The 17,390-nt window shown below is 75.9% G+C and carries 17 protein-coding genes; 10 read left to right on the plus strand and 7 right to left on the minus strand.

Translation table 11 applies throughout. From position 1 onward, the window contains the following. The first annotated feature begins 6 nt into the window (after positions 1-6). Positions 7-768 (plus strand): futalosine hydrolase, encoded by a 762-nt coding sequence (locus IE326_RS09845; protein WP_190041312.1) that lies wholly within the window; start codon positions 7-9, stop codon positions 766-768. Further along, positions 759-1,610, plus strand: coding sequence for a 1,4-dihydroxy-6-naphtoate synthase (locus tag IE326_RS09850; RefSeq protein WP_190041313.1), 852 nt, complete (start codon positions 759-761; stop codon positions 1,608-1,610). The genes IE326_RS09845 and IE326_RS09850 overlap by 10 nt, the downstream gene beginning before the upstream one ends. A 47-nt stretch (positions 1,611-1,657) precedes the next feature. Here IE326_RS09850 and IE326_RS41700 read toward each other — a convergent pair whose 3' ends face one another. Beyond that, on the minus strand, positions 1,658-2,041 hold the full coding sequence (locus IE326_RS41700; protein ID WP_030749636.1) for a cold-shock protein: 384 nt from the start codon (positions 2,039-2,041) through the stop codon (positions 1,658-1,660). A 143-nt stretch (positions 2,042-2,184) separates the two neighbouring features. On the opposite strand from IE326_RS41700, the gene IE326_RS09860 reads away from it, so the two are divergent. Continuing rightward, positions 2,185-2,451 (plus strand): hypothetical protein, encoded by a 267-nt coding sequence (locus tag IE326_RS09860; RefSeq protein ID WP_150230374.1) that lies wholly within the window; start codon positions 2,185-2,187, stop codon positions 2,449-2,451. Here the strand turns inward: IE326_RS09860 and IE326_RS09865 are convergent. Next, complete coding sequence (locus tag IE326_RS09865) at positions 2,448-3,146, minus strand: HAD family hydrolase (RefSeq protein WP_229915271.1); 699 nt, start codon at positions 3,144-3,146, stop codon at positions 2,448-2,450. The genes IE326_RS09860 and IE326_RS09865 overlap by 4 nt on opposite strands. A gap of 91 nt (positions 3,147-3,237) precedes the next feature. On the opposite strand from IE326_RS09865, the gene IE326_RS09870 reads away from it, so the two are divergent. Genes IE326_RS09870 through IE326_RS09880 form a run of 3 tightly spaced genes read left to right on the plus strand, consistent with a single transcriptional unit; the run spans position 3,238 to position 6,169 of the window. Continuing rightward, positions 3,238-4,242 (plus strand): FecCD family ABC transporter permease, encoded by a 1,005-nt coding sequence (locus IE326_RS09870; protein ID WP_190041315.1) that lies wholly within the window; start codon positions 3,238-3,240, stop codon positions 4,240-4,242. Further along, complete coding sequence (locus tag IE326_RS09875) at positions 4,239-5,333, plus strand: FecCD family ABC transporter permease (RefSeq protein WP_229915272.1); 1,095 nt, start codon at positions 4,239-4,241, stop codon at positions 5,331-5,333. Before IE326_RS09870 ends, IE326_RS09875 begins: the two co-directional genes overlap by 4 nt. After that, positions 5,330-6,169, plus strand: coding sequence for an ABC transporter ATP-binding protein (locus IE326_RS09880; RefSeq protein WP_190041316.1), 840 nt, complete (start codon positions 5,330-5,332; stop codon positions 6,167-6,169). Before IE326_RS09875 ends, IE326_RS09880 begins: the two co-directional genes overlap by 4 nt. A 124-nt stretch (positions 6,170-6,293) precedes the next feature. Here IE326_RS09880 and IE326_RS09885 read toward each other — a convergent pair whose 3' ends face one another. Next, positions 6,294-7,481: a hypothetical protein gene (locus tag IE326_RS09885; protein ID WP_190041317.1), complete on the minus strand. Its 1,188-nt coding sequence runs from the start codon at positions 7,479-7,481 to the stop codon at positions 6,294-6,296. Between the two features lie 76 nt (positions 7,482-7,557). Between IE326_RS09885 and IE326_RS09890 the strand changes: the two genes are divergently transcribed. Further along, the gene (locus IE326_RS09890) at positions 7,558-10,197 is read left to right on the plus strand and encodes a helicase C-terminal domain-containing protein (RefSeq protein ID WP_190041318.1); all 2,640 of its coding nucleotides are present in this window, start codon (positions 7,558-7,560) and stop codon (positions 10,195-10,197) included. Between the two features lie 145 nt (positions 10,198-10,342). Continuing rightward, positions 10,343-11,983: a DNA repair helicase XPB gene (locus IE326_RS09895; RefSeq protein ID WP_150230362.1), complete on the plus strand. Its 1,641-nt coding sequence runs from the start codon at positions 10,343-10,345 to the stop codon at positions 11,981-11,983. Between the two features lie 29 nt (positions 11,984-12,012). Here the strand turns inward: IE326_RS09895 and IE326_RS09900 are convergent, their stop codons facing one another. Together IE326_RS09900 and IE326_RS09905 are read right to left on the minus strand one after the other, a co-directional pair. Continuing rightward, on the minus strand, positions 12,013-12,309 hold the full coding sequence (locus IE326_RS09900) for a hypothetical protein (RefSeq protein WP_190041319.1): 297 nt from the start codon (positions 12,307-12,309) through the stop codon (positions 12,013-12,015). 70 nt (positions 12,310-12,379) lie between these two features. Beyond that, a complete protein-coding gene (locus IE326_RS09905) occupies positions 12,380-12,571 on the minus strand; it encodes a hypothetical protein (protein WP_190041320.1) in 192 nt (63 codons plus the stop codon). Positions 12,572-12,782: 211 nt separating this feature from the next. On the opposite strand from IE326_RS09905, the gene IE326_RS09910 reads away from it, so the two are divergent. Together IE326_RS09910 and IE326_RS09915 are read left to right on the plus strand one after the other, a co-directional pair. Further along, positions 12,783-14,861, plus strand: coding sequence for a HelD family protein (locus tag IE326_RS09910; RefSeq protein WP_373310174.1), 2,079 nt, complete (start codon positions 12,783-12,785; stop codon positions 14,859-14,861). Then, complete coding sequence (locus tag IE326_RS09915; RefSeq protein WP_150230357.1) at positions 14,858-15,274, plus strand: VOC family protein; 417 nt, start codon at positions 14,858-14,860, stop codon at positions 15,272-15,274. Before IE326_RS09910 ends, IE326_RS09915 begins: the two co-directional genes overlap by 4 nt. A gap of 36 nt (positions 15,275-15,310) precedes the next feature. Here the strand turns inward: IE326_RS09915 and IE326_RS09920 are convergent, their stop codons facing one another. Both IE326_RS09920 and IE326_RS09925 read right to left on the minus strand, forming a co-directional pair. Beyond that, complete coding sequence (locus IE326_RS09920; RefSeq protein WP_150230354.1) at positions 15,311-15,748, minus strand: DUF6892 domain-containing protein; 438 nt, start codon at positions 15,746-15,748, stop codon at positions 15,311-15,313. A gap of 72 nt (positions 15,749-15,820) precedes the next feature. Continuing rightward, entirely contained in the window at positions 15,821-17,263 is a 1,443-nt protein-coding gene (locus IE326_RS09925) for a hypothetical protein (protein WP_190041321.1), read from the minus strand. Positions 17,264-17,390 lie beyond the last annotated feature (127 nt).

Below are 17,390 nucleotides of genomic sequence, written 5' to 3' on the forward strand. Positions count from 1 at the left end.
CCTCCGGTGCCGCACCGGATCCTGATCGTGACGGCCGTGGCGGCGGAGGCAGACTCCGTCGCCGGCGGTCTCGCGGACCTGGCCCGCCCGGCCGGGGAGCTCCCCGTCCCGGGCGGTCTCCTGCTGCGCCGTTACGGGACCACCGGCCCCGCGGACGTCTCCGTGGACGTCCTCGTGGGCGGGGTCGGACCCGCCGCCGTCGCCGCCTCGACCGGGGCCGCGCTCGCCCGGGCCGCACTCGCCGGCGAGCCGTACCACCTCGTCGTCTCCGCCGGGATCGCCGGCGGTTTCCCGGGCCGCGCCCCGCTCGGCTCGCTCGTCGTGTCGGACGCGGTCGTCGCCGCCGACCTGGGCGCCGACACCCCCGAGGGCTATCTGCCCGTGGAGGAGCTGGGCTTCGGCCGCTCCGTCCACGCCGTGCCCGCCGCCCTCACCGGACCCGTCGCCGCCGCCCTCGCGGCCGCCGGGCTCCCGCACACCACCGGCGGCGTGCTGACCGTCTCCACCGTCACCGGCACCGCCGTCCGCGCCGCCGAGCTGGCCGCCCGGCACCCGGGGGCCGCCGCCGAGGCGATGGAGGGCTTCGGCGTCGCCGAGGCCGCCGCCGCGCACGGCGCCGCCGTCCTGGAACTGCGGGCCGTGTCGAACGCCGTGGGACCCCGCGACCGCGCCGCCTGGCGGATCGGCGAGGCCCTCACCGCGCTCCGGGCCGCCACCGCGGCCCTCGTACCCGCCCTCGGCACCCTGGAGGCCCGGCCGTGCAGCTGAAGATCGCCTACTCGCCCTGCCCGAACGACACCTTCGTCTTCGACGCCTGGGCCCACGGCCGCGTCCCCGGCGCCCCGCGCCTCGACGTCACCTTCGCCGACATCGACGTCACCAACGGCTGGGCGGAGGGCGGCGCCGACGACCACGACGTCCTGAAGGTGTCGTACGCGGTCCTGCCGTGGATCCTCGACGAGTACGCGCTGCTGCCCTGCGGCGGGGCGCTCGGCCGGGGCTGCGGCCCGCTGGTCCTCACCCGGGAGCCCGGGAGCGGGGCCGACCTGGCGGGGAAGACCGTCGCCGTGCCGAGCGAGCGCTCGACCGCGTACCTGCTCTTCCGGCTGTGGGCGGCCGAGACCGTGCCCGGCGGGGTCGGCGAGGTCGTCGTGCTGCCGTTCCACGAGATCATGCCCGCCGTCCGGGACGGGAAGGTCGACGCGGGGCTCGTCATCCACGAGGCCCGCTTCACCTACGCGTCGTACGGGCTGCACCGCCTCGCCGACATGGGCGAGCACTGGGAGTCCACCACCGGCCTCCCGATCCCGCTCGGCGCGATCGTCGCCCGCCGCTCCCTGGGCGAGGAGGCGCTGCGGCTGCTCGCCGACTCCGCCCGGCGCTCGGTGCGCATGGCGTGGGACGACCCGGAGGTCTCCCGGCCGTACGTCATGGAGCACGCGCAGGAGATGGACCCGAAGGTCGCCGACCAGCACATCGGGCTGTACGTGAACGAGTTCACCGCCGACCTCGGCGAGGACGGCTACGCGGCGGTCCGGGGCCTGCTCACCCGGGCCGCGGCCGAGGGCCTCGTGCCGCCCCTCGGCCCGGACGCGCTGGCCTTCCCGTAGGACCCCGGGGCCTCCTCGCGGGCCCCGGGTCCTCCCCTGAGGGGCGCTCAGACGTCGAGCTGGTCCGCGACCGCCCGCAGCAGGCCCGCGATCTTCTTGCCGGCCGCCTTGTCGGGGTAGCGGCCGCGCTCCAGCATCGGGGTGATGTTCTCCAGGAGCGTCGTCAGGTCCTGCACGATCGACGCCAGCTCGTCGGGCTTGCGGCGCTGGGCCGCGGCGACCGACGGCGTCGGGTCGAGGACCGTCACCGACAGCGCCTGGTCGCCCCGCTGCCCCGCGACGACGCCGAACTCCACCCGCTGGCCCGGCTTCAGTGCGTCGACTCCGTCAGGGAGCACCGACGAGTGGACGAAGACGTCACCGCCGTCGTCGCGGGAGAGAAAGCCGAAGCCCTTCTCGCTGTTGAACCATTTGACTTTGCCGGTAGGCACGCCTGTCCTCGTCCTCGTTGACTCGTCGGGGTAAAAGAAACAGCGGGTCGAAAGCGGCCCGCCGGCACCAAGGCTAATGGCCGGGGCGCCGGTGACAAGACGCCGCCGGGCTGTTCCTGTGGCCGAGGAACTACCCTGACCGGATGAGCAGCGAAACCCGTACAGGACCGGCGGACGACTCCGCGCCCGGTGACGGCCTCGTCAAGGCGGGGGTCGTCGTCTTCGCGATCGGCGCGGTCGCGACGCTGGTCACCGTGGCCCCGCTCCTCCTCGGGACGGATCCCTTCCCGACCGTCGCCTACCTGGTGTCGATGCTGATGGGCGTCGGTTTCGTGCTGGCCGCGGCCGGGGTGCTGCGGTCGATCGCGGCCCAGCGGCGGCAGGCCCGGCGGGTGCGGCCGACCGCCTAGCGGGCGGTCCGCGCGACGTACGCCTCCCACCAGGCGCGGAAGTCCGTCAGGTCCTCCAGGACCACGTCGGCGCCCGCCTCGCGGAGTTCGTCGGGGGCGCAGGGGCCGGTCGCGACGGCGACCGAGAGGGCTCCGGCGGCCTTCGCGCCGCGGACGTCGCCGACGTGGTCGCCGACGTAGACCGAGGCGCCGTGGGCGCGCAGCGCCTCCGCCTTGGCCTCGGCGAAGAGGCGGCCGACGACGGCGTCGGGCTCGATGCCCAGGTGGGCGAAGTGGCGGCGGGCGTCGGGGGCGTTCTTGGCGGTGACGACGATCGTCCGGCCGCCGGCCTCGCGGACCGCGTCGAGGGCGTCGCGGGCGCCCGGCATGGGCACGGTGGGCTCGATGGCGTGCTCGGGGTAGAGGGCGCGGTAGCGGGCGGTCATCTCGGTGACCTGCTCGGCGGGCACCCAGTGGGCCATCTCCTGCTCCAGCGGCGGACCGAGGCGGCTGACGACGAGGTCGGCGTCGACCTCGACGCCGTACGTCTCCGAGAAGACCGTGAAGGCGGCCTTGATGCCGGGGCGGGTGTCGAGGAGCGTCAGGTCCAGGTCGAAGCCGACGGTGAGCGGGTCCGCGGGGGCGTTTCCGGCCGCGAGCGGGGCCGCGGGGGCGTTTCCGGCCGGGAGGGGGGCCTCGGGCGTGTTCGTCGTCATGGGGGACATTGTGCCCGGGTGTTCGAATACGGGTGCTGTTTACACTAAGCCAAGCCTTACCGAACCTCCTCTCGCCCGGATGGGTGCCCTCATGACAGCCGCTTTCCGTTCCAGACGGGTCCTCGCGACCTCGGCGGCCGTCGTCGCCCTGCTCCTCGCCGTCCTCCTCAGCCTCGCCGTCGGCGCCCGGGCCATCGCCCCCGGCACCGTGTTCGACGCGCTCCTGCACGGGGCGACCGGCGACGACGCGGAGGTGGTGCGGCAGCTCCGCGTCCCCCGCACCGTCATCGGGCTGATGGTCGGCGTGGCCCTCGCGCTCGCCGGAACCGCCCTCCAGGGCATCACCCGCAACCCGATCGCCGACCCCGGCATCCTCGGCATCAGCCAGGGCTCCTCGGTCGCCGTCGTCCTCGCCATCGCCTTCCTCGGCGTGCACAGCCTCTCCGGCTACGTGTGGTTCGCCTTCGTCGGCGCCGCGCTCGCCTCGGTCGCCGTCTACGCCATCGCGTCCAGCGGCCGGGGCGGCGCCACGCCCGTGAAACTGGCGCTCGGCGGCGCGGCGATCAACGCGCTGCTGCTGTCGGTGACGACCGGCGTACTGACGACGAAGGCGGCGGCGCTCGACGAGTTCCGCTTCTGGCAGACCGGCTCCCTCGACGGGCGCGACGCGGCGACGATCGAGCAGATCTGGCCGTTCCTGCTGGTCGGAGCCGTCCTCGTGCTGTCCGTGGCGCGCGGCCTGGACGCGCTCGCGCTCGGCGAGGACGTCGCCAAGGGCCTCGGGCAGAACGTCGCCACCGTCCGGATCGTCGGCGGCCTCGGTGCGACCGTCCTCACCGGCGCGGCCGTCGCCGCCGCCGGACCGATCGCCTTCGTCGGCCTCGCCGTCCCGCACATCGCCCGTGCCGTCGTCGGCTCCGACCACCGGTGGGTGCTGCCGATGGCCGCCCTGACCGGCCCCGTCATGGTCCTCGTCGCGGACGTCGCCGGCCGGGTCGTCTTCCCGCCGGGCGAGATACCCGCCGGCGTCATGACGGCCCTCATCGGCGTGCCGTTCCTGGTGACGCTGGTGCGCCGGAAGGCGGTGCCGGCGTGAGCACCCCCGTGAAGAACCCCGGGAGCCCGGAGGCCGCGGCCCCGGCCCGGTCCGTGCGGCCCGCCGGCCACGCCCTGCTCCGCACCGGCCCCGTCTCCTTCCTCGTCCACCGCCGCTCGCTGCTCGCCGTCTCGGTGCTGCTCCCGCTGCTGGCCGCGGTCTGCGTCGCGTACCTCTGCGTCGGCGAGAGGACCATCGCCCCCGGCGAGGTCCTGACGATCCTCACCGGCGGCGACTCCCCCGCCGCGTTCGTCGTCGAGGAGCTGCGCGAGCCCCGGCTCGTCACCGCGCTCTGCGTCGGCGCCGCCTTCGGCGTCGCGGGCGCGCTCATCCAGACCGTGGCCCGCAACCCGCTGGCCTCGCCCGACATCATCGGCATCAGCCAGGGCGCGGGCGCGCTCACCGTGGGCGCGATGACCTTCGGCCTCGCGTCGTACGCGGTCCTGCCGTACCTGTCGGTCCTCGGCGGCGTCCTCGCCGCCGCGCTCGTCTACGCCTTCGCCTGGCGCGGCGGCCTGCACGCCACCCGCTTCGTCCTCATCGGCATCGGCATCGCCATCGCGCTGCGGTCCCTCATCACCCTCTTCATGACCAAGGGCGACTACCTCGTCGCCCAGCAGGCGCAGATCTGGATGACCGGCTCCCTCAACGGGCGCGGCTGGGAGGAGTCCGCGCCGATCCGGTGGACGCTCCTGCTGATGCTGCCCGCCGTGCTGTGGGCGGCCCGCGCGCAGCGGACCGTCTCCCTCGACGACTCCACGGCGACGGCGCTCGGCGTCCGGCTCGGGCGGGTACGGCTGGGGCTCGTCGCGGTCGGCGTGGTGCTGGCGTCGGTGGCGACCGGGGTCGCCGGGCCGGTCGACTTCGTGGCGCTGCTCGCCCCGCAGATCGCCCGCCGGGTGACGCGCACGGCGCAGATCCCGCTCTTCTGCTCGGCGCTGGTCGGCGCGCTGGTCGTCGTCTCCGCCGACCTCGCCGGGCGGCGGCTCTTCTCGCCGGTGGAACTTCCGGTGGGCGTCCTCACGGCGGCGGTCGGCGCCCCGTATCTGATCTGGCTCATCATCCGGAGCCGCACGGGAGAGAAGGCATGAGCGAAGGCACGAAGACGGGCGCGGCGGCCGGCAGCAGGCTGACCGCCCGGGGGCTGACCCTCGCCTACGAGAGCCGGACGGTCGTCGAGGAGCTGGACCTGGCGATCCCCGACGGCCGGGTGACCGTCATCGTCGGCCCCAACGCCTGCGGCAAGTCGACGACCCTGCGGGCCCTCGGGCGGCTGCTCAAGCCCGCCGGGGGCGCCGTCCTGCTCGACGGGGAGGAGCTGGCGAAGCTGCCGACGAAGCGGATCGCCCGCTCGATCGGCCTGCTGCCGCAGACGCCCGTGGCGCCCGAGGCCATCACCGTCGCCGACCTCGTCGCCCGGGGCCGGCAGCCGCACCAGGCGTGGTGGAAGCAGTGGTCCGAGGAGGACGAGCGGGCGGTCGTGGAGGCCATGACCCGCACGGACGTCGCCGCGCTCGCCGACCGTTCGGTGGACGAGCTCTCCGGCGGCCAGCGCCAGCGCGTCTGGATCGCGATGGCCCTCGCCCAGGAGACGGACCTGCTGCTCCTCGACGAGCCGACGACCTACCTGGACATCGCGCACCAGGTGGAGGTCCTGGACCTGGTCCGGCGGCTCAACCGCTCCCGGGGCCGCACGGTCGTCCTCGTCCTGCACGACCTCAACCAGGCCGCGCGCTACGCCGACCACCTCGTCGCCATGAAGGCGGGCCGGGTCGTCGCCGAGGGCCCGCCCGCCGAGGTCGTCACCGAGACCCTCGTCCAGGAGGTCTTCGGCCTGCCGTCCGTCGTGATCCCCGACCCGGTGACCGGCTCGCCGCTGGTGGTGCCGGGCGCGCCCTGGGAGGAGCGGCCGGGCGGGGAGGCGTAGCCGACCGGGAGGAGCAGCCGCTCCGGGAGCAGCGGCCGGTCCGGAGGAGTACGCCGGCCGGGGCGGAGCAGTCGCCCTGGAGGGGCGTGCTCGGCCGGGGAGGGTCAGGCCCGGCCTGGGCGGGTCAGGCGCGGCGGGAGCGGCGCAGGAGGTAGAGGGCGGAGAGCAGGGCGGCGGCCCGCAGGGTCCAGGGCCAGGTGTCGGCGAGGGCCGCGCTCATGCCCTCGCCGCCGGCGGCCACCGCCTCGCCCCAGCGGCCCTCCACCCGGCCCCAGAGCCAGACGGCGCTCCCGGCGGCGGCGACGCCGGGGAGGACGAAGACGGCCGTCCGGACCCCGTCGGGGCCGAGCCTGCGCGAGCCGTACGCGATGACCCAGCCGGCGGCCAGCGCGAGCAGCCAGCCGAACGCGGCGCCCACGACCAGCAGCAGTGCGGCGAGCAGCAGGAAGGGGTGCGCGAAGCCCCGGGCCGGTGCCGCCGCCTCCGGCTCCGGCTCCTGGACGGCCTCCTCCGCCGGGCGGCGCCGGCGCAGCAGCCGGACCGCGCGGCGCATCCGGCCGGGCGGCGCCGGCGCCTCGCCGGGCTCCTCCTCCGCCTCCTCCTCGGGCTCCGGCGGCCGGAACAGCTCCGGTGCCTCCACCCCGCCGAAGAAGCCGGGCACGTGCAGTTCCTCCGCCGCGCCGGAGAACCCCGGCACGCGCACCTCCGCCGCCGCGCCCTCCGAACCCTCCGCCCACCAGCCGGCGGGGCCGTCGCCCGCGCGGGGGCGGGGGACGTCGGGGTCCGGGGCGGAAGCCGGGGAGGGGGTCTTCCGGGGTGCCGGGGGTTCCTGCGCCGCGCCCTCGCGGGCCCCGGAGGACCACCAGGCGGTACGGCCCCGGCGCTCCGGAGCCGTACGGGACGGGGAGCCGGACGGCGGGGCGGGAGCCGTACGGGACGGGGAGCCGGACGGCGGGGCGGGAGCCGTACGGGACGACGGGACCGGGGCCGTACCGGAGCCGGGAGCGGACCCCGTACCGGACCCGGACCCGGACCCCGCACCGGAAGCCGGGCCCGTGCCGGAGGCTCCCTCTCGGGGCTCCGCGCGGGACTCCGCGCGGGTGACGACCTCGTCCGGGGTGCCGAGGTCGCCGAGGATGCCGCGGACGGCGGCGGGGGACTCCTCGCCGCGGGTGGCGCGGCGGCGGTCGATCTCGTCGCGGAGGCCCGAGACGAGGGCCGATCTGTCGCCGGGGGGAAGGTGCCGCTGCTGCGCCAGGTCGCCGACCCGGCTCAGGTAGTCGAAGACCATCCGGTCGCTCTCGATGCCCACGCCGCCCCTCCACCGTCCGGCCGAACGCCGTCCCGGTCCTGACGGTAGCGCCTGTGCAGCGGATAACGTGGGGCGGATGGGGATCGGCGAGCTGGACCGGGAGGCGCACGTGCCCGAGGGACGTCCGAGGGGGACCGCGGGGAGCCCCCGCACGCTCGCGGAGGCGCTGCGGGCGCGCGGCGACGACGGGCTCGCCGCGCTGCTGCGCGCCCGCCCCGACCTGCTCGGCCCGGTGCCGAACGACCTGACCCAGCTGGCCACCCGGGCCGGGACCCGGGCGTCGGTGGTGCGGGCCCTGGAGCGGCTCGACCGCTTCTCGCTCCAGGTGGCGCAGGCGCTGGCGGTGGCGCCGGACCCCGCGCCGTACCCGGTGCTGCTCGGCCTCTTCACCGGCGGCCGGCCCGGCTCCGCCGTCGAGGAGGCGCTGCCCCGCGCGGTGGCGCTGCTGCGCGAACAGGCGCTGGTGTGGGGCGGGGACGACCGGCTGCGGCTCGTGCGGACCGCCCGCGAGCTGCTCTCCCCGTCGCCGCAGCACCCCTCCCCCACCGGGCTCGGGCCGACCGTCGCGGAGGCGACGGCGGGCATGTCGCCGGGGCGGCTCCAGGAGATCGTGGCGGCGGCCGGGCTGCCGTCCACGCACGACCCGGTGTCGGCGGTCGCCGCGCTGACCTCGCTCTTCACCGACCGGGAGCGGATGGCGGCGCTGCTCGACACGGCGCCGCCGGAGGCCCTCGCGGTCCTCGACCGGCTGGTGTGGGGGCCGCCGTACGGCGAGGTGACGGCGAAGCCGGCGCCGCCGGTGGGCTGGCTGCGCGACCGGGGGCTGCTGCTGCCGGTGTCGCCGCGCACGATGGTGCTGCCGCGCGAGGTGGCGCTGCACCTGCGGGGCGGGCGGGCGCACCGGGCGCCGGAGCCGCGCGCGCCGGAACTGTCGGTGGCCCGCGAGTACCGTCCGGCGGTGGCCGACGGGGCGGCGGCCGGGCAGGCGTACGCGGCGCTGGCGACGGTCGAGGAGCTGCTGAAGTCCTGGGAGCACGGCGGGCCGCCGGTGCTGCGGGCGGGCGGCCTCTCGGTGCGGGACCTGAAGCGGACGGCCGCCGCGCTCGACGTGCCGGAGCCGGTGGCGGCGTTCTGGCTGGAGCTGGCGTACGGGGCGGGGCTGCTGGCCTCGGACGGCGAGGCGGACGAGCGGTACGCGCCGACGCCCGCCTACGACGACTGGCTCGACCTGCCGCCGGCCGAACGCTGGGTCCGGCTGGCCGCCGCCTGGCTGGCGGCGACCCGCACGCCGGGGCTGGCCGGCGGGCAGGACGCGAAGGGCCGGACGCTGTCGGTGCTCGGCCCCGACCTGGACCGGGCGGCGGCCCCCGAGGTGCGCCGCCGGGTCCTCGGCCTCCTGGCGGCCCTCCCGCCGGGCGCGGCGCCCGACCCGGAGACCCTCCTGGCCCGGTTGCGCTGGGAGCGCCCGACGCGGGGCGGGTCCGCCGCGGACCGCGCGCCCGCGGCCCCGGGCGCTCCGGCCGCCGCGCCCCCGGAGACGGCGGCGGGCGCCTGGGCGTCGGACTCCCGCCCCGCGCCCGCCTCCTCCCCCGCCCCCTCCTCTCCCGTCGACCTGCGGGAACGCCTCGCCCGCTGGGCGCTCCAGGACGCCGAACTGCTGGGGATCACCGGGCGCGGGGCGCTGTCGACGGCGGCCCGCGCCCTGCTCAACCTGCCGCTCGACGCTCCGGCGGAGCCGTCGGCCGAGGGCGGCGGGGTGGAGCCGGAGGTGGCGGAGGAGCGGGCGGCGGAGCTGCTGGAACCGCTGCTGCCGGAGGCCGTCGACCACGTCCTCCTCCAGGCCGACCTGACGGCGGTCGCGCCGGGCCCGCTGCTGCGGCCGCTGGCCGACGCGCTGGCGGTCCTCGCGGACGTGGAGTCGAAGGGTGGCGCGACGGTCTACCGGTTCACGCCCGGTTCGGTGCGGCGGGCCCTCGACACCGGGCAGGCCGCCTCCGACCTGCACGCCTTCCTCGCCGCGCACTCCCGCACGCCGGTGCCTCAGCCGCTCGCGTACCTGATCGACGACGTGGCGCGCAGACACGGCCACCTGCGGATCGGCGCGGCCTCCGCGTACGTCCGCTGCGACGACGACGCGCTGCTCGGCGAGATCCTGGCCGACCGCCGCTCCGCGCCCCTGCGGCTGCGCCGCCTCGCGCCGACGGTGCTGGCGGCCCAGACCGACCCGTCCTCGCTCCTCGACGGCCTGCGGGCGATGGGCTACGCCCCGGCGGCCGAGTCGGCGGAGGGCGACGTCCTCGTGGCCCGCGCCGCCGCGCACCGCACCCCGGTCCGCACGCCCCCGGCCCCCGTCCCCGACGGCCCGCCGCCGCCCGACGCGACGCTGCTCGCGGCGGCGGTCCGCGCCATCCGCGCGGGCGACCGCGCCGCCACGGCCGTCCGCAAGGAACCCGCCCCCGCCGCCGCCACTCCCGGCGGCCTCCCCCGCACCTCCCCCGCCGAGACCCTGGCCACCGTCCAGGCCGCCGCCATGACCGGCTCCGCCGTCTGGATCGGCTACGTCAACGCCGAGGGCGCCGCCAGCCAGCGCGTCATCGCCCCCGTCCGCGTCGAGGGCGGCTTCGTCACCGGCTACGACCACACCGCCGACGAGGTCCGCACCTACCCGCTGCACCGCATCACGGGAGTGGCGGAACTGGCGGACGACGAGGTCTGAGGGGAGCGCCGGGAAGCGGACGCGGGACGGACGCGGGGCGGCCCGCCGGGAACGCGCGGGCCCGCCCCGCACCCCGCGGCCATGCGGCACACTGGACGTTTGGCCGTCGCGGGGGCGGCCCGCTGCCGGAAGGACCTGATCGCGCGTGAACGGGCCACTCATCGTCCAGAGTGACAAAACGCTCCTGCTGGAGGTCGACCACGAGCTCGCCGAGGCCTGCCGGCGGGCGATCGCGCCCTTCGCGGAGCTGGAGCGGGCGCCCGAGCACATCCACACGTACCGGGTGACGCCGCTCGGGCTGTGGAACGCGCGGGCCGCCGGGCACGACGCCGAGCAGGTCGTGGACGCGCTCGTGGAGTACTCCCGCTATCCGGTGCCGCACGCGCTGCTGGTGGACATCGCCGAGACGATGGGGCGGTACGGGCGGCTGACGCTGTCCAAGCACCCGGCGCACGGGCTGGTGCTGACGACGACGGACCGGCCCGTCCTGGAGGAGATCCTGCGGTCGAAGCGGGTACAGCCGCTGGTGGGGGCGCGGATCGACGCCGACACCGTGGCCGTGCACCCCTCCGAGCGGGGGCAGATCAAGCAGACGCTGCTGAAGCTGGGCTGGCCCGCCGAGGACCTCGCCGGATACGTGGACGGCGAGGCGCACCCGATCGAGCTCGCGGAGGACGGCTGGAGCCTGCGGCCGTACCAGCAGCACGCCGTCGAGGGCTTCTGGCACGGCGGGAGCGGCGTCGTCGTGCTGCCGTGCGGCGCGGGCAAGACGCTGGTGGGCGCCGGGGCGATGGCCCGGGCGAAGGCGACGACGCTGATCCTCGTCACCAACACCGTCTCCGCCCGGCAGTGGAAGAACGAGCTGGTCAGGCGGACCTCGCTGACCGAGGACGAGATCGGCGAGTACAGCGGCACGAAGAAGGAGATCCGGCCGGTCACCATCGCCACCTACCAGGTCCTCACGACCCGGCGGAAGGGCGTCTACCCGCACCTGGAGCTCTTCGACTCCCGCGACTGGGGCCTGATCGTCTACGACGAGGTGCACCTGCTGCCCGCGCCCGTCTTCAAGTTCACCGCCGACCTCCAGGCGCGCCGCCGCCTCGGGCTGACCGCGACCCTCGTCCGCGAGGACGGCAAGGAGGCGGACGTCTTCTCGCTCATCGGGCCGAAGCGGTTCGACGCGCCGTGGAAGGAGATCGAGGCGCAGGGGTACATCGCGCCCGCCGACTGCGTCGAGGTGCGGGTGAACCTCACCGACTCGGAGCGGCTCGCGTACGCGACGGCCGAGGCCGAGGAGAAGTACCGCTTCTGCGCGACGACGGCGACGAAGCGGCGGGTGACGGAGGCGCTGGTGGAGAAGTTCGCCGGGCAGCAGATCCTCGTCATCGGCCAGTACATCGACCAGCTCGACGAGCTCGGCGCCCACCTCGACGCGCCCGTCATCAAGGGCGAGACCTCCAACAAGGAGCGGGAGCGGCTCTTCGACGCCTTCCGCAACGGCGAGATCAACGTCCTCGTCGTGTCGAAGGTCGCCAACTTCTCCATCGACCTGCCCGAGGCCACCGTCGCCATCCAGGTCTCCGGCACCTTCGGCTCCCGCCAGGAGGAGGCCCAGCGCCTCGGCCGCGTCCTGCGGCCCAAGGCCGACGGGCACCAGGCGCACTTCTACTCGGTGGTCGCCCGCGACACCATCGACCAGGACTTCGCCGCCCACCGGCAGCGCTTCCTGGCCGAGCAGGGGTACGCCTACCGGATCGTCGACGCGGACGAGCTGCTGGCGCCGTAGCGGGCGGACGGGCCGGGTCCTCCGGTCCGTCAGTCCATGAGGGCCAGGAGCGGGCCCGCGAGGGCCAGGGCGTACTGGGCGGTGACGAGGGCGCGGCGGGGCACGACGAGGGCCGCCACGCCCGTCACGGCGGCGAGGCCCACGGCCCAGAAGCCGGCCGTGACGAAGCCGCCGCCGGAGCCGTCGCCGGAGATCGCGTCGTCGAGGGTGACCGCCATGGCCGCCACCGTGCAGGCCGCGACGAGCAGCAGGCCGAAGGCCGCGAAGGCGCGGAGCGCGAGCGGGCTCGGGGCGTACGGGTCGGGGGCGGGGCTCGGTGTCGTCATGCCGCCATCCCAGCACCGCGCCGGCACCGCCGGCAGGCGTGCGGGTACTCAGACGGGTCCGGGCCCGTACTCAGCTCCGGTCCCGGTCCCGCAGGTGCGCGGGGCGGGGGTTTCCGACTCCCGCGCCGTCCGGGCCGGGGTCGCCGAGGAGGGCCACGCCCACGGCCGCGCCGCCGAAGGCGCGGACGGCGCGGAGGGCCGTCGCCGCGAAGCGGCGGGGGCGGGGGATGCTGGTCACGAGGGTGAAGGTCGTCGCGCTCATGCCTCCATGATGGAATCCGGACATTAGGAACACATCGGCCTGGGGACGGAACCCGTGTCCCCCTTCCGGCGGATCCCGTCCCCTACGGGAAAACGATTGGCCCGTCCGCCCGGCCCGGCGTTAGAATCACCGGCTTCCCCGCCTCCCGCCGGCCCGAGCCGCCGCGTGGAGCGCGCCGCCGTCCGGTCGGAAACCGGCGGCCACAGCTGTTGTGTCCGTACGTCCCACCGGAGGCTTCACCGTGTCCGCAGCCGTGCCCACCGACGATCCGCTCGTGCGCGAGCGGGCCCACCTGTCCTCCTCCCGCGCCGCCCTGCGCGCGATGCGCGAGGAGGTGGAGGCGCTGGACATCAAGGACGTCACCGCGAACTGGGTCAACTCGATCGTCCTGGAGCGGCAGATCGAGGACCGCATCAAGGCCCTCGCCGACCTCTCCCACACCCCGCTCTTCTTCGGCCGGCTCGACTACCTGCCGCCCACCCAGCACGGGCAGCGCTTCTACATCGGGCGGCGGCACGTCCACGACGCGCAGGGCGACCCGATGGTGATCGACTGGCGCGCGCCGGTCTCGCAGCCGTACTACCAGGCGTCGAAGAAGGACCCGCAGGACGTGGGGCTGCGGCGCCGCTTCGGCTACACGGGCGGCGAGCTCACCGCGTACGAGGACGAGCGCCTCTCCGACCCCGGTGAGCTCGAACGGACCAGCCGGCTGCTCCAGGCGGAGATCGAGCGGCCGCGCGTCGGCCCCATGCGGGACATCGTGGCGACGATCCAGCCCGAGCAGGACGAGATCGTCCGCTCGGACCTGTCGGGCACGCTGTGCGTGCAGGGGGGCCCGGGGACCGGCAAGACCGCCGTCGGCCTGCACCGCGTCGCGTACCTCCTCTACGCGCACCGGGAGCGGCTCGCCCGCACCGGGACCCTCGTCATCGGGCCGAACCGGTCCTTCCTCCAGTACATCGAGCAGGTGCTGCCCGCCCTCGGCGAGCTGGAGGTGAAGCAGGCGACCGTGGACGACCTGGTCGCGCACGTCGAGGTGCGGGGCGCGGACGCGGCGGCGACGGCGGTCGTGAAGGGCGACGCCCGGATGGCGGAGGTCCTGCGGCGGGCGGTGTGGTCGCACGTGTCGCTGCCCACGGAGCCGCTGATGGTGGTGCGCGGTTCGCGCCGCTGGCGGGTTCCCGCGTACGAACTGGAGGAGATCGTAAGGGAGCTGACGGAGCGTGACATCCGTTACGGGGCCGCCCGCGAGGCGCTGCCGCAGCGGATCGCGCACGCGGTGCTCGTGCGGATGGAGCAGGCGGGCGAGGCGCCCGACGACCGGGTGCAGAACGCGGTCGCCCGGAACGCGGCGGTGAAGGCCCTGGTGAAGGAGTGCTGGCCGCCGGTCGACCCGGCCAAGCTGGTGCTGCGGCTGCTGGGCGACGCGGAGTTCCTGGCGGAGCACTCGGCGGGCGTGCTGACCGACGAGGAGCGCAAGCTGCTGCTGTGGGAGAAGCCGGCCCGCAGCGTGCGGACGGCGAGGTGGTCGGCGGCGGACACCGTGCTGATCGACGAGGCCACGGACCTGGTCGAGCGGACCCATTCGCTCGGGCACGTCGTCCTCGACGAGGCGCAGGACCTGTCCCCCATGCAGTACCGGGCGGTCGGGCGGCGCTGCACGACCGGTTCGGCGACGGTCCTCGGCGACCTCGCGCAGGGCACCACCCCCTGGGCGACGCGGAGTTGGGAGGACGCCCTCGGGCACCTCGGCAAGCCGGAGGCCCGGGTGGAGGAGCTGACGGCCGGTTTCCGCGTGCCGAGCGAGGTCATCGCGTACGCCTCCCGGCTGCTGCCGCACATGGCGCCGGGGCTCGCGCCGGTGGAGTCGGTGCGGGAGAACCCGGGGGCGTTCGAGGTGCGGGAGGCGGCGGGCGCGGCGGGGGACTCCGCCGGGGCCGTGGTCGCGGCGTGCGTCGACGCGCTCGCCCACGAGGGCTCCATCGGCCTCATCGCCGCCGACGCGCGGATCGCCCCGCTGGCGGCGGCGCTGGAGGCCGCCGGGATGCCGTACCTCTCCCCCGGCGAGGAGACGACCGCCGAGTCCCGGCTCACCCTCGTCCCGGCGTCGCTCGCGAAGGGCCTGGAGTACGACCACGTCGTCCTGGACGAGCCGGCGGCCGTCGTCGACGGCGAACCGGACGAGCGCACCGGCCTGCGCCGCCTGTACGTGGCGCTGACCCGTGCCGTGTCCGGTCTGACGATCGTCCACGCGGCGCCGCTGCCGGAGCAGTTGGAGCCCCGGGCGTGACGGGCGGGGGTCCGGTCCCGGCTCCCGGGCTGCCGCACCACCTCGAACTGTGGGTGGGCGACCTGGCACGCGCCGAGGAGAGCTTCGGCTGGCTCCTCGGCGCGCTGGGCTACGCGCCGTTCCAGCGCTGGGACGGCGGCCGGAGCTGGGTCCTGGGCTCCTTCTACCTGGTGGTGGAGGAGTCCCCGGCCCGGCGCGGAGACGCCCACGACCGGCACCGGCCGGGCCTCAACCACCTGGCCCTGCACGTCGCCGGCCGGGCCGCCGTGGACGCCCTGGCCGCCGGGGCCCCCGACCACGGCTGGCGCCTCCTCTTCCCGGACCGGCACCCGCACGCGGGCGGCCCGGACCACTACGCGGCCTACCTGGAGAACGCGGACGGCTTCGAGGTGGAACTGGTCGCGGCGGACTGATCCCCGGGGGTCACTCGTCCGTCGCGTCCCCCGGTGTCACTCGTCCGTCGTGATGCCCCGCGCGGCGAAGACCTCCGCCGCGTCGGGCACCGCGAGCACGCCGTCCTCCACGAACGTGACCTCGCGGAGGCCCGGCAGCAGGTCGAGGTCGTCGAGGGAGCGGACGTCGAAGAGGTCGTCCTCGCCGTCCCAGGCGGGGGCGCAGTGGCGGAAGACGTCCGCCCCCGCGTCGAAGCACAGCTCCTCCACCGTGGCCAGCAGCTCCGCCGGGATCTCCAGGGCCTCGAAGTACTCCCGGGACTCCGGCAGCACCTCTCCCACGAGGTCGTTCTCCAGGGCGTAGGACGCGGGGTCGCCGATGCCCCGGGCGGCCAGCGCCTCGCCGAGGTCGTAGACCGGGAGGAGCGTCCCCGCCGAGTACATGAGCTCCTCGATGACGAGCAGCTTGAGGTTGAAGTCGTGGAACCGAGTCATGGGGACAGGAGTACCACGGGGGTACGACGGTCCCCCTCGAGGCGCCGGCGGCGGGGCTTCGGCCGGCGGGCGTCAGCCGGCGGCGGGGCGGAGGAAGTCGGCGCCCACGGAGCGGGCCGTGGCCTCGACCTCCGCGCGGTCCATGTCCCCGGCCGTGAACGCCGCCAGGCCGAAGCTGCCCTTGTCGGCCCACAGGCACACGCTCCTGAGCGTGCCGGAGGACGCCTCGGTGTAGCGGGCGCACTGCATCCAGCCGCCGTACGGACCCGCTCCGGCCTCCCAGACCTCGTTGGTGGCGGTGAGCGGCCCCACCAGCGCCGCCATCGTCTCGGCGTCGCGCACGTGCGCCTCCCGCGTCTCGTGGAAGTCGCCGGCGGCGACGGCCACCAGGTACTCGGCGGGGGCGTCCCGGGCGGCGTCCTCCTCCACGTACACCCGGGCCGCCGACCGCTCCGGCGTGAAGCCCGGCACGCTCCGGAAAGGGTCGTACTCCTCGCGGAGGTCGTACCCGGTCAGGCCCCGGTACTCGTCGTGGGCGACCACGTCGTAGCGCGGGTACGCGACGGAGGAGGCGTACGCCGCGCCGCCGACGAGCAGCAGGAGCACGGCTCCCGCGCCGGCGAAGGCGTACTCGCGGCGGGTGACGCGCGGCACGGGCGGCAGCTCGGGCGCCCCGAAGCCGCCGGCTCCCGCCGGGCTCCCGCCCTCGTCCTCCGGCTCCGGCTCCGGCTCCGCCACGGCCTCCGTCATGCGCAGGGCGGCCCGGTCACGGGCGGCGCGCAGCAGCTTGCGGAGGCTCAGGAAGGGGAGTTGCAGCAGCAGGCCCGCGCCCGCCGCCACGCCGAACGGGATGCCGGGGAGGACGGTGAGGCGCAGGATCACGAGCAGGGCGAGGAGCAGGCCCGCGGTGAAGCGGTATTCGAGGCGCCGCAGCAGCAGGAAGCGGGCCCGGGCATGGCCGGGGGCGGCGAGGGCGGCGGTCGTCTCGGCGAGGACGGCGAGCCGCCGGTCGTGCGGGGCGGCGGCGGCCCACCGGGCGGCCCGGGCGGCGGCGGCCTCGGGCGAGGGCGCGTCGGCGAGGGCGCGGGCCGCGTCGAAGGACTGCATCCGGCGGACCGACGCGCCGTCCTTCTCGTCGGCCGCGACGGAGCTCCCGGCGGACTCGGCGCGAAGCAACTCCGGTGAGTTCGGGGCGATCTCGCGCAGCCGGGCGAGGACCTCCTCGCCGCGCGCGCGGCGGCCGGGGCGCTCGAAGCCGTCGGTGCGGGCGCAGAGTCCGGCGTAGCCGCCGAGCAGTCCGACGTCGTCGGGGAAGGCGTCGAGGCCCTCGCGGAAGACCCGTTCGGCGGCGTCGTCGTGGTCGTCGTCGTCCTCGGCCATGTGGGCTCGGGCGAGCGCGAGGAAGAGCCCGGCGTCGGGCCCGTTCTCGTCGAGCGCTTCCCGCGCGGCGGTCCGCGCCTCGGCCGGGCGGCCGGCGGCGATGAGCGCGTCGGCGCGCGTACGGATGTCGTTCAAAGGTCCCCACCCCTGTGCAGCAGGCCGGACGAGCCCCGGCCGCAGCGCCACCCTCACCCGTACCGGAACCCGTGTCAAGCGTTCAAGAATCCGCCTGACCTGCTCTTTCATCCCACACGGGGACACA

The sequence above is a fragment of the Streptomyces filamentosus genome, from assembly GCF_014654895.1.
Lineage (GTDB): Bacteria > Actinomycetota > Actinomycetes > Streptomycetales > Streptomycetaceae > Streptomyces > Streptomyces filamentosus.

Excerpts from the sequence above, each read along its gene's own strand:
- IE326_RS09860 (WP_150230374.1), top strand. The coding sequence starts at position 2,185 with ATGAGCAGCGAAACCCGTACAGGACCGGCGGACGACTCCGCGCCCGGT.
- IE326_RS09865 (WP_229915271.1), bottom strand. The coding sequence starts at position 3,146 with ATGACGACGAACACGCCCGAGGCCCCCCTCCCGGCCGGAAACGCCCCC.
- IE326_RS09870 (WP_190041315.1), top strand. The coding sequence starts at position 3,238 with ATGACAGCCGCTTTCCGTTCCAGACGGGTCCTCGCGACCTCGGCGGCC.
- IE326_RS09880 (WP_190041316.1), top strand. The coding sequence starts at position 5,330 with ATGAGCGAAGGCACGAAGACGGGCGCGGCGGCCGGCAGCAGGCTGACC.
- IE326_RS09890 (WP_190041318.1), top strand. The coding sequence starts at position 7,558 with ATGGGGATCGGCGAGCTGGACCGGGAGGCGCACGTGCCCGAGGGACGT.
- IE326_RS09900 (WP_190041319.1), bottom strand. The coding sequence starts at position 12,309 with ATGACGACACCGAGCCCCGCCCCCGACCCGTACGCCCCGAGCCCGCTC.
- IE326_RS09905 (WP_190041320.1), bottom strand. The coding sequence starts at position 12,571 with ATGAGCGCGACGACCTTCACCCTCGTGACCAGCATCCCCCGCCCCCGC.
- IE326_RS09920 (WP_150230354.1), bottom strand. The coding sequence starts at position 15,748 with ATGACTCGGTTCCACGACTTCAACCTCAAGCTGCTCGTCATCGAGGAG.